The organism is Embleya sp. NPDC059237 (assembly GCF_042754105.1).
In the GTDB taxonomy this organism is placed as follows: Bacteria; Actinomycetota; Actinomycetes; order Streptomycetales; family Streptomycetaceae; genus Embleya.
Genome location: NZ_JBHZAE010000007.1, coordinates 355474 through 369350 on the forward strand (window position 1 = coordinate 355474; position 13877 = coordinate 369350).

Genomic DNA, 13877 nt, shown 5'->3' on the forward strand with positions numbered 1-13877 from the left:
GCAATCCGCCTCCACCCTAGGCGCGTCCACGCCCCGGGGCAGAGGGTCATCCCCGGAACCTGGCCGCGCGCCTCACCCTCCGCGCCCGTACGATGTCGTCCGCACACGTCGGCAAAAACTACGCAAGGGCTGACCACGGATGACCCAGCACGCCACGACCGTCCTCACCACGCTGGCCAACGAGAGCGGCAAGCACGAGAACCTGAACGCGCTGGGTGCCGGCATCGGTGCGCTGGCCACGCTGCTCATCCTGCTGTTCGTCGTGACGCGCTTCAACAAGGACCGCTGAGCCCTCGGTCCGAACCCGGACGGCCGCGTCCGGTTCGTCGAACCTCCCTGTCCGCGCCGGGTGCCCCGTTGCCGCCCGGCGCTTCGTCATGCGCGTTAAGGTGACGCCAGGTCAGGGGAGGCCGGGGAGGGCTCGATGCGTACGTTCGCCATGGGCGAGAAGACGAGGCTGGACGATTCGGCCATCAGGGTGGAGTTCGACGTGTCGGGCGAGGGCCTGGCCGCGTACTGCTTCAGCCTCGGGACGGCGGATCTGGACGTGGTCTGCACCGCCCGGCCCGCGTCGCTGACGAGCGCGGTCGCGCTCGTGGCCGGCGGGACCGGGACCGCCGAGTTCCACCTGGACCTGTCCGCCGTGGACGACGCGGTGGACCGGCTGGTGTTCGCGATCGGCGCGCAGGCGCCGGGGTTCGGCGCCGGGTCGTTGTTGCGCCTGCTCGGCGCCGACGGCGAGATCGGCCGATTCGTGCTGCCGGTGGGCGAGTTGACCCGGGAGCGCGCGCTGATCCTGGCCGAGGTCTACCGGCGGGACGGGTGGCGGTTCGGCGCGGTGGGACAGGGCTACGAGGCGGGCCTGGACCAGTTGGTGCGGGACCTGGGCGCGGAGCCCGACCAGGCGCTGTTCACGGCCGCGGCGATGGCGGACCCGGTGGTACCGGACACGGCGGTGCACGCCGAGCCGGAACCGGAACCGGAACCGGTCGAAGGGTCCGACGCCGAACCCGCGCCGGCCGCCTCGGTCGACATCGCGGCCGAACCGGCGCCCCCAGCCGAGCAGTTGCCGGAATCGGAAGCCACGCCCGCCCCCGACCCCGCCGACGCCGGCCCGCTCTCGCCCCGCCCCGCCCCCGCCGTCGAGTACGAGGGCCGCGGCGACCGGGTCCTCTCCATCGAGCGCCCCGTCGACGCCGGCCCCTTCCTGGTCGAGCTGGAGGCCCGGGGCACCGAGAACTTCGTGGTCTGGACGCTGGACGCCGACCTGGAGACGGACAAGCTCCTGGCCAACACGATCGGCGTGCACCGGAGCCGGGCACTGGTGGACGAGCGCGGCACACGTACCTCGCGCCTGAAGATCGAGGCCGACGGCGCGTGGACCGTGCGACTGCTCACCCCCGAGGCCGCCCGGCCGCTCACCGACCGGCTGGAGGGCAGCGGCCCCGAGACGGTGCGCTGGGCCGGCCCGCGCACGGTGCTCGCGATGACGCACGCCGGCGGCAGCAACTTCATCGTCGGCACCTTCACCGAACACGGCGACGACGAGGCATATCTCGGCACCCTGGCCAACGTGATCGGCGACTACGAGGGCGAGTCGATCCTGCCCAAGGGCCCCTGCCTGATCGAGATCGAGGCCGACGGCGCCTGGACCCTGGCCACGATCCCCGACTGACCCGGCGGCGCCCCCGCACCTCCCGACACCGACACGCCACCATTCGGGGGAGTTGGCGGAATCGGGGTCGGTTCCTTGATCTGCTGATCAGGTGAACCACATGCCTCGTCGTCACGGGCTCCTGGCCGTCGCGCTCGCGTTGGTCGCCTCCGTCGTCGTCGGGTGCGGGGGCGGCGGTTCGGGGCCGCCCGAGCTGAACTGGTACGTACCGCCGGACAACGGGGCCTATCAAAAGCTCGCCGACCGGTGCAGCCGGGCGTCCGGCGGCGCCTATCGGGTCAAGGTTTCGGTGTTGCCCACCGACGCGTCCGGACAGCGCGAGCAACTGGTGCGCCGGCTTGCCGCCAAGGACTCCTCGATCGACGTGATGGCGCTCGACCCCGTCTTCGTACCGGAGTTCGCCGAGGCGCGCTTCCTGCGCCCGTTCACGGCGGCCGAGGCCCCGACACTGACCGACGGCATGCTGAGCAGCGCCGTGGAGTCCTCGGGGTGGCGGGGCCGACTGGTTGCCGCGCCGTTCCGGGCCAACACCCAACTCCTGTGGTATCGCAAGTCGGTGGCTGCCGAGGCCGGACTCGACCTCACCCGGCCGATCGGCTGGGACGACCTGATCACCGCCGCGGAGAAGACGCACAAGACCGTCGCGGTGCCCGCCAAGCGCTACGAGGGCCTGACCGTTTGGGTCAACGGCCTGGTCACCGGCGCCGGCGGGGCGATCGTGCGGGACGTGGAGAAGGGCGTCGACCTGAAGCCCGCACTGCGCGAGGGCGGCGTGGGCAAACGGGCCGCCGAGGTGATGCGCCGCCTCGGCCGCTCTTCCGCCGCACCGGCCAACCTGGCCACCTCGATCGAGGACGACACCCGGACCGTGTTCCAGTCCGACTCCGGCGGCTTCATGATCAACTGGACATACGCGCGCGGCGCCGCGGCCGAGGCGGTCGCCGGCGGCCAACTCTCGCGTGAGGTGCTGGACGACTACGGCTGGGCGCGCTACCCGCAGACCGACCCGGACAAGCCGTCCAAGCCGCCGTTCGGCGGGATCTCACTGGGCGTCAGCCGATACGGCAAACACGCCGCCGAGGCGGTGAGCGCGGTGCGCTGCGCGGGCACCCTGGAGAACCAGATCACCTACATGCTGGAGTCGAAGGAGACCACGGCCAGGGCCGCCGCCTACGACGATCCGGGCGTACGCGCGGCGTTGCCGATGGCGGATCTGATCAAGGAGTCCCTCGACCAGGCCGGCCCGCGTCCGCGAACGCCCTACTACAACGACGTCTCCGCGTCGGTGCAGCGCGAGTACCACCCGCCCGCCGACGTCGACCCGAACTCCGCCCCCCGCGCCACCGACGACCTCATCACCGGGGTCCTGCACGACAAGGTGCTGCTGTGAGCACGGCATCCGCGACCCGCACCGCGCCTCGGCACAGGAAGCCCCGGAAGCAGCTCGACCACGCGCAGCGCATGCGCCGCACCGGATGGCTGCTGTCCGCGCCCGCCGTGCTGATCATGCTCGCGGTCGCGATCGCGCCGCTGGTCGACGCCGCGTGGCTCTCGCTCTTCCACAAGCGGCTGACCACGCCCGACGCCAACTCGTTCGCGGGTTTGTCGAACTACTGGGTGGTGCTCAAGGATCCGCTGTGGTGGACCGACGTGTGGACCACCCTCGCGCTGACCGTGCTCACCGTCTCGGTCGAGTTCGTGATCGGCTTCGGCCTCGCCCAACTGATGCAGCGCGCCCTGTACCTGCGCCGCACGCTGCGCACCATCGTGCTGATCCCGTACGGCATCGTCACGGTCGTCTCCGCCTACGCCTGGCGCTACGCGTTCGACCCGTCCACCGGGTTCGTCAACGACTGGCTGGGCACCGACGTCGCCTGGTTCGACCACCGCTGGACCGCGCTGTTCGTGATCGCCCTCTCGGAGATCTGGAAGACCACGCCGTTCATGTCGCTGCTGCTGCTCGGCGGGCTGATCCAGGTCTCCCCGGACGTGCACGAGGCCGCGCGCGTGGACGGCGCGGGGCCGTGGCAGCGGCTCACCCGGGTCACCCTGCCGATCATGAAGCAGGCGATCCTGGTCGCGCTGCTGTTCCGGACCATGGACGCGTTCCGCATCTTCGACTCGGTCTTCGTGATGACCGGCGGCGCCAACGACACCGAGACGGTGTCCTTCCTGGCCTACCGCCAACTGGTCAGCCGCACGGCCCTGGGCCTGGGTTCGGCGATCTCGGTACTGCTGTTCGCCTGTGTGCTGCTGATCGCGTTCCTGTTCATCAAGCTCTTCCGTACCGACGTGAGCAAGCTCGGGAGCCCCGCGTGAGTCAGCCAAGCCCGGCCCGCGAGGGTGTACGCACCCTGGTCAGCGTCGTGGTGATCGGGATCACCGTGCTCCCGCTGGCCTGGATGCTCTCGCTGTCCTTCAAGGGCGGCGACGACATCAACAACGCGCAGTTCCTGCCCAAGACCTGGAGTCTGGACAACTACCGCACGGTCTTTCGCAACAACCTCTTCACCGACGCGCTGCGCAACTCGATCGGTATCTCGCTGATCGCCACCACGATCGCGGTCGCCTGCGCCACCGGCACCGCGTACGCGATCGTGCGGATGGAGTTCCCGGGCAAGCGGCTGATCCTGCTCGGCGCGTTGGCGATCGCGATGTTCCCGACCATCGCGGTGGTCGGCCCGCTGTTCGACATGTGGCGCTCGATCGGCCTGTTCGACACCTGGATCGGGCTGATCCTGCCCTACCTGTCGTTCACCATGCCGCTGTCGATCTGGACGCTGACCTCGTTCTTCAAACAGATCCCGTGGGCCCTGGAGGACGCCGCGCGGATCGACGGCGCCTCCGCGTGGCAGGCGTTTCGCTACGTGATCGCGCCGATGGCGGTGCCGGCCGTGGTGACCACCGCGATCCTGGTGTTCTTCTTCGCCTGGAACGACTTCGTCTTCTCGGTGTCGCTGACCTCGACCAACAACTCCCGTACCGTGCCCGCCGCGCTGGCCTTCTTCACCGGTGCCTCGCAGTTCCAGCAGCCCACCGCCGCGATCGCGGCGGCCTCCGTCGTGGTGAGCATTCCGGTGATCATCCTGGTGCTCGTCTTCCAGAAGCGGATCGTCGCGGGGATCACCTCGGGGGCGGTCAAGGAGTAGGGGCGCGCGCTCGGGGAGCGCGGAACGATAGATTCTCGCGCCATGAGCGAGCGGAACAGACGTGTCGGTGTCATGGGCGGCACCTTCGATCCCATCCACCACGGGCACCTCGTCGCCGCGAGCGAGGTGGCGGGCCAGTTCGGGCTCGACGAGGTCGTGTTCGTGCCGACCGGTCGACCGTGGCAGAAGTCCGCGCAGGACGTGTCCTCGCCCGAGGACCGGTACCTGATGACGGTGATCGCCACCGCCTCCAACCCGAGGTTCTCGGTGAGCCGGGTGGACATCGACCGCGCGGGCGAGACGTACACCCTCGACACCCTGCGCGACCTGCGCGAGTCCTCGCCCGAGGGCACCGAAATATTCTTCATCACCGGCGCCGACGCGCTGTCCCAGATCTTCTCCTGGCACAACGCGCACGAGATGTTCGAGCTCGCGCATTTCGTGGGTTGCACCCGTCCGGGGCACACTCTGTCCGACCCGGGTTTCCCGGACGGCGGCGTGAGCCTGGTGGAGGTCCCCGCACTGGCCATTTCGTCGACCGACATCCGTACAAGGGTGGCCGGGGGCGATCCGGTCTGGTACCTGGTACCGGACGGGGTCGTTCAATACATCAGCAAGCGGGGGCTGTACCGGGGAGCTTCGTGAGCAACGACGACCGGCGCGAGTGGGAGCCTTACGGCACCGAGCGAGGGGACGGCGGGCAGGCGCAGGAACCGTACGGCCCGGGGCGGGGCGACGGCGGACACCCGGGATACCCCGCACAACCGCCTGCCGGATCGGGCCCCGAGGGTCTCGAGCCGGTGAACTTCGCGCCGCAGCAATACCCGTACGACCCGAACGCCGGTTACGACCCGAACGCGGCCTACGACCCGAACGCCGGTTACGGCACGGGTGGTTACGACGCGAACGCGTACGGGTCCGGGGCCTATCCGGCGGCGAACCCCGGTCAGGACCCGAACGGCTACGGCCAGGGCGCGGTCGCGGGGACGTACGACCAGAGCGGTGGTTACGGCACGGGCTACGACCCCAACGCCGGCGCCTACGCGCCCGGTGCGTACGCCCCCGGCACCTACGACTCCACGGGCTACACCTCCGGCGGCTACGACGCCAACGCGTACGACCCGAACGCCGGTTACGACCCGAACGCGTACAACCCCAACGCCTACGATCCGGCGGCCCCTTCGGGCCAGGCGTATCCACAGCAGGGCAACCCGGGCGGATACCCGGACGGGCAGCAGGGTCGCCCCGAACCGCAGCAGCCCACCGCGTACTACGAGCAGCCCCCCGCCGCCGCCGCGCCGCCCGCGCCCCCCGTGGTGCCCGCGAGCCGGCCCGGGTCGGCCGCGTCGGTGCCGGTGGCCGGTACGGACCCGACCTCGATCGGGGTCGCGGCCGGGTCGACGCCGGTGCGGCCGTCGCGCGCGCGGTCCACGGAGGCGAAGGCCGACTCGGCCGCGTCCGCCCCGCCCGCCGCCGGCTCGTCCGCCACGAGGGCCGGGGCCGGCTCGACCGGGGACGGCCGGGTGCCGCCGCCGAGGACGCGTCGTCCGGGTCCGGGGCGGCCGGGACGGCCCGGCTACGGCTCGGACGAGTTCGCCTTCGTCGACGACGAGAGCGAGCAGGCCGAGGACGTCATCGACTGGCTCTCCTTCGCCGAGACGCGCTCCGAGCGCCGGGACGAGAAGCGCCGGGCGATCCGGACCCGGCTGATCGCCCTCGTCGTGGTGATCGCGGTGGCGCTGCTCGGTGTCGGCGGCTGGTTTGCCTGGGACACCTGGTTGCGGGACGAGAAGAAGGTCGCCGCGCCGGGCAAGAACGGCGGCGTGCTGGTGCAACTGCGCGGCAAGGACGGCCGCGCCTCGGCCAACGCGCTGCTCACCGTCGACCCGGCGAAGAACACCGCGTCCATGGTCAGCGTTTCCTCGGTCACCATCGTCAACTCCGACAACAGTTCCTTCCCGCTCGGCCAGTTGATGGCCGACGAGGGCCCCGGCGCGTCCCGGGACGCGCTGTCCGACCTGCTCGGGGTCAAGCTGGACGGCTCCTGGGTGGTCTCCGAGCCGGTCCTGCAGGGCCTGGTCGACCTCGCGGGCGGCATCCAGCTCAACGCCGACGTCGAGATCAAGGGCCAGGACGGCAAGGTCCTGGTCGGACAGGGCCGCAACCCGGCGAACGGGGTCGCGGCGCTGGCCTTCGCCACGTACAAGCAGCCGGGCGAGTCGCCGACGGTGACCGGCGACCGGTTCGGCCGGGTCCTCCAGGGCCTGCTGACCGCGTTCCCGACCCAGCCCGACGCGGTCCTGACGCTGCTCGCCAACATGGCGAACCTGCCGGACCCCTCGCTGCCGGACGACAAGCTCAGCACCCTCCTGGCGAACCTGGCCAAGGCGACCCAGGCGAAGCTGTTGCAGGTCCGGGCGCTGCCGGTGTCGCCGGAGGGCATCCTGGACGTCAACGCCGCCGTCCCGATCGTGCGTGAGCTGCTGGGCGGCACCGTACGCCAGGGCCGGGTCGAGGCGGGTCCGGCGCGTGTGATGGTCGAGGACGCGAGCGGCAAGAACGGTGCCCAGGAGGACGCGCACGCCAAGCTGCTGAACGCGGGCGTCACGTACGTCCCCGGCGGGGCGTCGGGCAAGCGCGCACAGCCGACGTCGGTCGTGCAGTACTCCAACGACGCCCGCAAGGTCGACGCGGAACAGGCCGCGCTGACTTTGCACCTGCCGCCGACGTCGGTGAAGAAGGCGACGGGGGAGATGCTGGCGGACGTGGTGGTCACGCTCGGCCAGGACTACACGTTCGAAGCGCCCAAGCCGTAGCGGCGGTGCTTCCCGGCCCGCCGGTCCCGCGTGGACCGGTGAGCCGGGAAGCGGGCCGGGTCGGCTTCGGCCGGGCCGGTCGGGAAATAACGGGTCGCCGTCGCACGCCCCGCGTGTGAGACCCTGAACGGTAATCCCCTTGTCGTCCGCAGGAAGCGAATCGTGACCGCAACCCCCCACGCCCTGGAGCTCGCCACCGCGGCTGCCGTGGCATGTGCAGAGAAGCTCGCCACCGACGTCGTCGCCTACGACGTGAGCGAGGTGGTCACGATCACCGACGTGTTCGTGCTCGCCTCCGCGTCCAACGACCGCCAGGTCAAGGCGATCATGGACGAGGTCGAGGAAGCGTTGCGCGGGCTCGGCGCCAAGCCGGTCCGCCGCGAGGGCGAGCGCGAAGGGCGCTGGATCCTCCTCGACTACATCGACATCGTGGTGCACGTCCAGCACGCCGAGGAGCGGGCCTACTACTCGCTCGAGAAGTTGTGGAAGGACTGCCCGCGGATCGAGCTGCCGGAAGCGGTGCTGCGCGGCAACGAGCAGGCCAGGGCCGCCGAGGCGGCGGGGGCGGCGGAGGGCGCGCTCTGAGCGGCACCGGCCGCCGGGTCCTGCTGTGGCGGCACGGCCAGACCACGTGGAACGTCGAGCGGCGTTTCCAGGGCCAGACCGACATCCCGCTGACCGACGAGGGCCTGGCCCAGGCCCGGCGCTCGGCCCGACTGCTTGCGGCGCTGCGCCCGGACGCGATCGTGTCCTCCGACCTGACCCGCACCGTGGACACCGCGGCGGAGCTGGCCCGGCTGGTCGACGTGCCGGTCACCCTGGACCCCGCACTGCGTGAGACCTACGCGGGCGAGTGGCAGGGGCTGACGAATCGCGAGATCGAGGCGACCTTCCCCGAGCAGTTCGCCGCCTGGCGACGCGGCGAACCGGTCCGGCGCGGCGGCGGCGAGCTGGAGAGCGAGGTCGCCGAGCGTATGGCCGAGGCGATCGGCCTCGCGGTCGAGAAGCTGCCCGAGGACGGCACGCTCGTGGTGGTCTCGCACGGGGGCGCGATCCGCTGCGGCCTCGGCGCGCTGCTGGGCCTGCCCCGGGAGACCTGGGGCGCGCTGGGCGCGCTGTCCAACTGCTGCTGGTCGGTGCTCGGCCCGGGAGCCCGGGGATGGCGCCTGCTGGAGCACAACGCGGGGACGCTGCCGGAACCGGTCATCGGGGACGACGTCTGACGGTCGCGACGCGAGACATGTGACGGTCTCGGCGCCGGGTTCACACCCGGCTCCGGGACCGCTTTCGCTTCGTCTCCCGCTTCATCCCGTGCGTTGTCCCGCCGTCGTCTCGCCGAGTCCTCACCCGGCGGCCTCGCCCCCCTGTTTGCGGTACAGGTCCTCCAGGTCGGCGAGCATGCCGTCGGCGAGATCGCGCTCGGCCTGCCAGTAGCGCTCGCTCCACTTGAGCACCAGGGCCGGGAACGGCCAGCGGTCCTGCGCGGTGTCCTCGCTCGCGCGCACCTCGACCAGCGTGCTCGCCGCGTAGTCGCGGTGCTCGACCAGGGTCTTGCGCAGCTCCTCCGGCTCGCTGAGGTGGCCGAGCCAGACCCGCAGCGCGACGCCGTGCTTGAGCACGGGCGGCCCCGCCGGGGTCTCGCGCGCCCACGTGGCCAGCGCCTCCTGGCCGGAGTCGGTGATGCGGTACAGCCGCTTGTTGCGCAGCTCGTCCTGCGAGGCGATCCGCGAGACGGCGAAGCCGAGCTGCTCCAGGCGCTTGAGCTCGCTGTAGATCTGGCTGAGCGCCGGACTCCAGTAGAAGAAGCGCAGGGACGCGTCGGCCCACTTCTTGAGGTCGTAGCCGGATCGCTCGCCCGGGAACGACAAGAGGCCGAGCACGGCCCACGCGGTTGCGGGCAGCTTCGGGAGCGGATCCCCCGTCATCGTGGCCTCCATCGGTACGCGGCGACTTTTTCTGATTCTACGTCAGTTGGCTATTGACCTGACTGGTCGTCATATATCTAATTGAAGTATTCCACGCCTCGCGCACCAGGAGTACGGCATGCAGTTCTCGATGATCTTCGAAGCCCAGATGGCCAACCCCACGGCGGAACACGAGCGTGAGGTCATCCTCGACTCCGTGGAGCAGGCCGTATACGCCGAGCGCATGGGCTTCGACCGCATCTGGGCCGTGGAGCACCACTCGACCAAGTGGTACTCGCACATGAGTGCCCCGGAGATCTTCCTGACCTGGGTGGCGGCGCGTACCAGCCGGATCCGGATCGCCCACGGCGCGGTCTGCATGCCGTTCAACTTCAACCACCCGGCCCGGGTCGCCGAGCGCATCGGCATGCTGGACACGCTCTCCGGCGGCCGGCTCGACGTCGGCGCGGCCCGCGGCGGCACGCTCCAGGAGTCCTCGCTGTGCGGCGTGGACATCGAGCAGACCAAGGCCCAGGTCGAGGAGGCGCTGCGGATCATCGGCGCCGCGTGGCAGCAGGACGAGCTGGTGTGGCACGGCGACGTGCTCGACATCGAGGGCTCGCACCCGATCCTGCCGCGCCCGGTGCAGACCCCGCACCCGCCGCTGTTCCTGGCCTGCAGCAAGCAGCCGAGCCTGGTCGAGGCGGCGGAGTACGGCGTCGGCGCGCTGGTACTCGGCTTCGCCGGTCCGGAGGAGGTGGCCAACCTCAACCAGATCTACCGGGATGCGATCAAGGAGCGCACCGGCGAGCGGTTCGTGTCCTCGGTGACCAACGACCACCTCGTCGCGCTGTGCCCGACGATCGTCTCCGAGGACGGCGCCCGGGCCCGCCAGGTGGGCGCGCGCGGCCAGCGCTTCTTCGCCCAGTCGATCGCGCACTGGTTCTCCGGCGGCAGGTCCGGCATCCCCGACGAGGCCGTGGTCGAGGGCCGGGACGAGGTGGCGATCATCCACGAGGCCGCCGAACAGCAGGTCGCGATGCTGCACGAGGCGAAGATCCCGGTCACGGTGAACGCCACCGCCACCTACAACGTGAACCACGCGTACGGCACGGCGGAGGACGCGATCGGCTACGTCCAGAAGCTGATCGACGCGGGGGCGGACGAGATCATGTGCCTGATCCAGATGGGCACGGTTCCGCAGGCGGACTGCATGGAGACGATCCGGATCTGGGGGGAGCAGGTCATTCCGCACTTCCGCGCGAAGTACGGGGCCTGAGGGATCGAGACTTCGTTCGGGACGCGGCGCGCGGGCGCCGGTGTCCCGGGCGAGACCGACCGGCCGGATCCGGTGCGGAGGACCGGATCCGGCCGACCCCGGGCCGAGGGCCCGACGACTGGGAGGTAATCACCGTGAGCGACTCGATCGATCTGACCGGCAAGGTGGCGATCGTCACCGGTGCGGCGCGGGGTCAGGGTGAGGCCGAGGCGCGATTGTTCGCCCGGTGCGGGGCCCGCGTCGTGCTGACCGATCTGCTGGAGGACGAGGGCGCCCGGGTCGCCGAGGAGATCGGCCCCGAGGCCCGGTTCGTGCGGCACGACGTGTCGAACGCGACGGACTGGGCGGCGGTCGTCGAGCTGGCCGTGCGGGAGTTCGGCGGGGTGGACGTGCTGGTCAACAACGCCGGGATCATGTGGACCAAGCCGATCCTGGAGGAGACGCCGGAGGGCCTGGATCGGATCCTGAAGGTCAACCTGTTCGGCACCTTCCACGGGATCCAGGCGGTGGCGCCGCTGATGCGGGCGAACGGCGGCGGGTCGATCGTGAACATCTCCTCGCTCGCCGGCCTCCAGGGCATCCCGGGACACGCGGCCTACGGCTCCTCCAAATGGGCCGTCCGCGGCCTGACCAAGACCGCCGCCCTGGAGCTGGGCGAGTACGGGATCCGGGTCAACTCCGTGCACCCGGGGGCCGTGGACACGCCGATGATCGGCAACCGTTTCACGCGCGGGCCGGGCAATTTCCCCACCGTGCCGCTGCGTCGGGTGGGCGAGCCGGAGGACATCGGCGAACTGGTGGTGTTCCTGGCCTCCGACGCGTCCTCGTGGATCACCGGTACCGAGTTCGTGATCGACGGCGGTTCGATGGCGGGCATCGTGCCGCCGGTGCAGGGGTAGCGGCGGCAGCGGGGGCCGGCCGGCAACCGTTCGGTCGGATTTCGATTTGCTTAGTTGTACTATGCAAATGCGAGCCGAGAAGTCGGCAGGCACGGATCGAAGGAACGCATCATGGCTGAACTCCAGGGCCCCAATCTGACCGACAAGGTCGTCATCGTCACCGGCGGAGCCCGCGGCCTCGGCGCCGCGGCGGCCAAGCAGATCGTCGACGGCGGCGGTCGGGTGGTCCTCACCGATCTGCTCGACGAAGGGGCCGAGACGGCCGCCGCACTCGGCGCGCACGCCCGCTTCCACCGGCACGACGTGACGAGCGAGGAGCAGTGGAAGGCCGTCGTCGACTTCACCGTGGCCGAGTTCGGCCGGGTGGACGGGCTGGTCAACAACGCCGGCGTGTCCACCGGCGCGATGTTCGACACCGAGACGCTCGAACACTTCGAGTTCGTGATCAAGGTCAATCTGACCGGCGTCTGGCTGGGCATGCAGGCGGTGATCCCGCACCTGAAGGCGAACGGCGGCGGGTCGATCGTCAACATCTCCTCCGCGGCGGGCCTGATGGGGCTCGCGATGACCGGCTCCTACGGCGCGTCCAAGTGGGCCGTGCGCGGCATGAGCAAGGTCGCCGCGGTGGAGTTGGGACCGGCGCGGATCCGGGTCAACTCGGTGCACCCCGGCATGATCTACACCCCGATGACGTCCTCGGTGGGCATCCGGGAGGGCGAGGGCAACTACCCGAACACCCCGATGGGTCGGGTCGGCGAGCCGAGCGAGATCGGCGCGGCCGTCGCGTTCCTGCTCTCCGACGCGGCGTCCTATGTGACGGGCGCGGAGTTGGCGGTGGACGGCGGGTGGACCACCGGGCCGACGGTCGAGTACGTGATGGGTCGGTGAGGCGGGTGATCGCGCCGCGTTCGGGGACGGGCGGGGCGGGTCCGGTGGATGGCGTGGTTTCCGTGGACGGTGTGGGCGACGTGGATGGGGTGCGTGGGCATGGCTGATCTGACCGGCAAGGTGGCGATCGTCACCGGGGCCGCCCGCGGGCAAGGGGCGGCCGAGGCGCGCTTGTTCGTGGCCTCCGGGGCGCGGGTGGTGCTCACCGACCTGTTGACGGAGGAGGGTGAGCGGGTGGCCGCCGAACTGGGCACCGCCGCGCGCTTCGTCCGGCACGACGTATCCGATCCGGCGGACTGGGCCGCGGTGGTGGACGTCGCGGTCGAGGCGTTCGGCGGTCTCGACATCCTGGTCAACAACGCCGCGATCTACTGGACCAGGGGTTTCGCCGACGAGACGGCGGAGCGTGTGGAGCGGATCATGCGGGTCAACTTCTTCGGCGTCTGGCACGGCATGCAGGCCGTGCTGCCCGCGATGAAGGCGCGCGGCGGCGGTTCGATCGTCAACATCTCGTCCCAGGCCGGCCTGGAGGGCATGCCGGGACACGCGGCCTACGGCGCGACCAAGTGGGCGGTACGCGGGCTCTCCAAGACCGTCGCCCTGGAGGTCGGCGAGCACGGCATCCGGGTCAACTCGGTACACCCGGGCACCATCGACACCCCGATGATCGCCGCGGTCGGGCTGGAGCAGGGCGCGGGGAAGTACCCGTCCGTGCCGCTGCGCCGGATCGCCGCCCCGGAGGAGGTCGCCGAGGTGGTGGCCTTCGTCGCCTCCGACGCGGCGTCCTACCTGACCGGCACCGAATTGGTCGTCGACGGCGGCGCCATGGCCGGGATGGTCAGGCCGGTCGGCAGCTTCTAGGCATCTCCGGCCGGCCTCGGCCGGGACCGGGGGTGGGTGGGGCGGCTCGACGAGCGCGCTCCGCGCATCCCCGGTCACCCACGATCGGTGCCGGGAAAGGCGTTTGGAAGCGGTGCGGGGGAGCGTGTAAAGTACTCGTGGTCGGGAGGGCAAGCCCATCCGACCCAGGTGAATAGCGGGGCTGTAGCTCAGTTGGTAGAGCGCTTGCATGGCATGCAAGAGGTCCGGAGTTCAATTCTCCGTAGCTCCACAGAGATGGTGAGACCGCCTTCCGGATTCGTTCGGGAGGCGGTCTTTTTGCGTTCTCGATGCGGCATCGATGCGTCCACCGCGCGGCATCGGTGGAAAAAGTGTGAAAGCCCTGTTCCGGGCATTCTCCCTTCGGGATCTCGACGAAGGTGAGCAT

The 13877-nt window shown here is 70.6% G+C and carries 14 protein-coding genes and 1 tRNA gene; 14 read left to right on the plus strand and 1 reads right to left on the minus strand.

Annotated elements, in window-relative coordinates; genetic code table 11:
* Window positions 1-139: 139 nt before the first annotated feature.
* The 9 genes from ACFXKZ_RS23850 (at window position 140) to ACFXKZ_RS23890 (ending at window position 8863) form a co-directional block, all read left to right on the plus strand.
* Complete coding sequence (locus tag ACFXKZ_RS23850) at window positions 140-289, plus strand: hypothetical protein (RefSeq protein ID WP_170222196.1); 150 nt, start codon at window positions 140-142, stop codon at window positions 287-289.
* Window positions 290-424: 135 nt separating this feature from the next.
* The gene (locus ACFXKZ_RS23855; protein WP_380002963.1) at window positions 425-1675 is read left to right on the plus strand and encodes a TerD family protein; all 1251 of its coding nucleotides are present in this window, start codon (window positions 425-427) and stop codon (window positions 1673-1675) included.
* Window positions 1676-1775: 100 nt separating this feature from the next.
* Window positions 1776-3065 (plus strand): extracellular solute-binding protein, encoded by a 1290-nt coding sequence (locus ACFXKZ_RS23860; protein WP_380002964.1) that lies wholly within the window; start codon window positions 1776-1778, stop codon window positions 3063-3065.
* A complete protein-coding gene (locus ACFXKZ_RS23865; RefSeq protein ID WP_380002965.1) occupies window positions 3062-3994 on the plus strand; it encodes a carbohydrate ABC transporter permease in 933 nt (310 codons plus the stop codon). The genes ACFXKZ_RS23860 and ACFXKZ_RS23865 overlap by 4 nt, the downstream gene beginning before the upstream one ends.
* Complete coding sequence (locus ACFXKZ_RS23870) at window positions 3991-4824, plus strand: carbohydrate ABC transporter permease (protein WP_380002967.1); 834 nt, start codon at window positions 3991-3993, stop codon at window positions 4822-4824. Before ACFXKZ_RS23865 ends, ACFXKZ_RS23870 begins: the two co-directional genes overlap by 4 nt.
* Before the next feature lie 42 nt (window positions 4825-4866).
* A complete protein-coding gene (gene nadD, locus ACFXKZ_RS23875; protein WP_380002968.1) occupies window positions 4867-5469 on the plus strand; it encodes a nicotinate-nucleotide adenylyltransferase in 603 nt (200 codons plus the stop codon).
* A complete protein-coding gene (locus tag ACFXKZ_RS23880) occupies window positions 5466-7640 on the plus strand; it encodes an LCP family protein (RefSeq protein WP_380002969.1) in 2175 nt (724 codons plus the stop codon). Before nadD ends, ACFXKZ_RS23880 begins: the two co-directional genes overlap by 4 nt.
* Before the next feature lie 162 nt (window positions 7641-7802).
* Complete coding sequence (gene rsfS, locus ACFXKZ_RS23885) at window positions 7803-8225, plus strand: ribosome silencing factor (protein ID WP_126638526.1); 423 nt, start codon at window positions 7803-7805, stop codon at window positions 8223-8225.
* Window positions 8222-8863, plus strand: a complete 642-nt coding sequence (locus ACFXKZ_RS23890) for a histidine phosphatase family protein (protein WP_380003156.1) — start codon at window positions 8222-8224, stop codon at window positions 8861-8863. The genes rsfS and ACFXKZ_RS23890 overlap by 4 nt, the downstream gene beginning before the upstream one ends.
* A gap of 120 nt (window positions 8864-8983) precedes the next feature.
* Here ACFXKZ_RS23890 and ACFXKZ_RS23895 read toward each other — a convergent pair whose 3' ends face one another.
* Window positions 8984-9565, minus strand: coding sequence for a PadR family transcriptional regulator (locus ACFXKZ_RS23895; RefSeq protein ID WP_380002971.1), 582 nt, complete (start codon window positions 9563-9565; stop codon window positions 8984-8986).
* A 118-nt stretch (window positions 9566-9683) separates the two neighbouring features.
* Between ACFXKZ_RS23895 and ACFXKZ_RS23900 the strand changes: the two genes are divergently transcribed.
* The 5 genes from ACFXKZ_RS23900 to ACFXKZ_RS23920 all read left to right on the plus strand — a co-directional run bounded on the left by ACFXKZ_RS23900 (window position 9684) and on the right by ACFXKZ_RS23920 (window position 13721).
* The gene (locus tag ACFXKZ_RS23900; RefSeq protein ID WP_380002973.1) at window positions 9684-10823 is read left to right on the plus strand and encodes an LLM class flavin-dependent oxidoreductase; all 1140 of its coding nucleotides are present in this window, start codon (window positions 9684-9686) and stop codon (window positions 10821-10823) included.
* Window positions 10824-10957: 134 nt separating this feature from the next.
* Window positions 10958-11722: an SDR family NAD(P)-dependent oxidoreductase gene (locus ACFXKZ_RS23905; protein WP_380002974.1), complete on the plus strand. Its 765-nt coding sequence runs from the start codon at window positions 10958-10960 to the stop codon at window positions 11720-11722.
* 111 nt (window positions 11723-11833) lie between these two features.
* The gene (locus ACFXKZ_RS23910; protein WP_380002976.1) at window positions 11834-12610 is read left to right on the plus strand and encodes a glucose 1-dehydrogenase; all 777 of its coding nucleotides are present in this window, start codon (window positions 11834-11836) and stop codon (window positions 12608-12610) included.
* Between the two features lie 99 nt (window positions 12611-12709).
* Window positions 12710-13471 (plus strand): SDR family NAD(P)-dependent oxidoreductase, encoded by a 762-nt coding sequence (locus tag ACFXKZ_RS23915; protein ID WP_380002978.1) that lies wholly within the window; start codon window positions 12710-12712, stop codon window positions 13469-13471.
* A gap of 177 nt (window positions 13472-13648) precedes the next feature.
* Window positions 13649-13721, plus strand: a tRNA-Ala gene (locus tag ACFXKZ_RS23920).
* Window positions 13722-13877 lie beyond the last annotated feature (156 nt).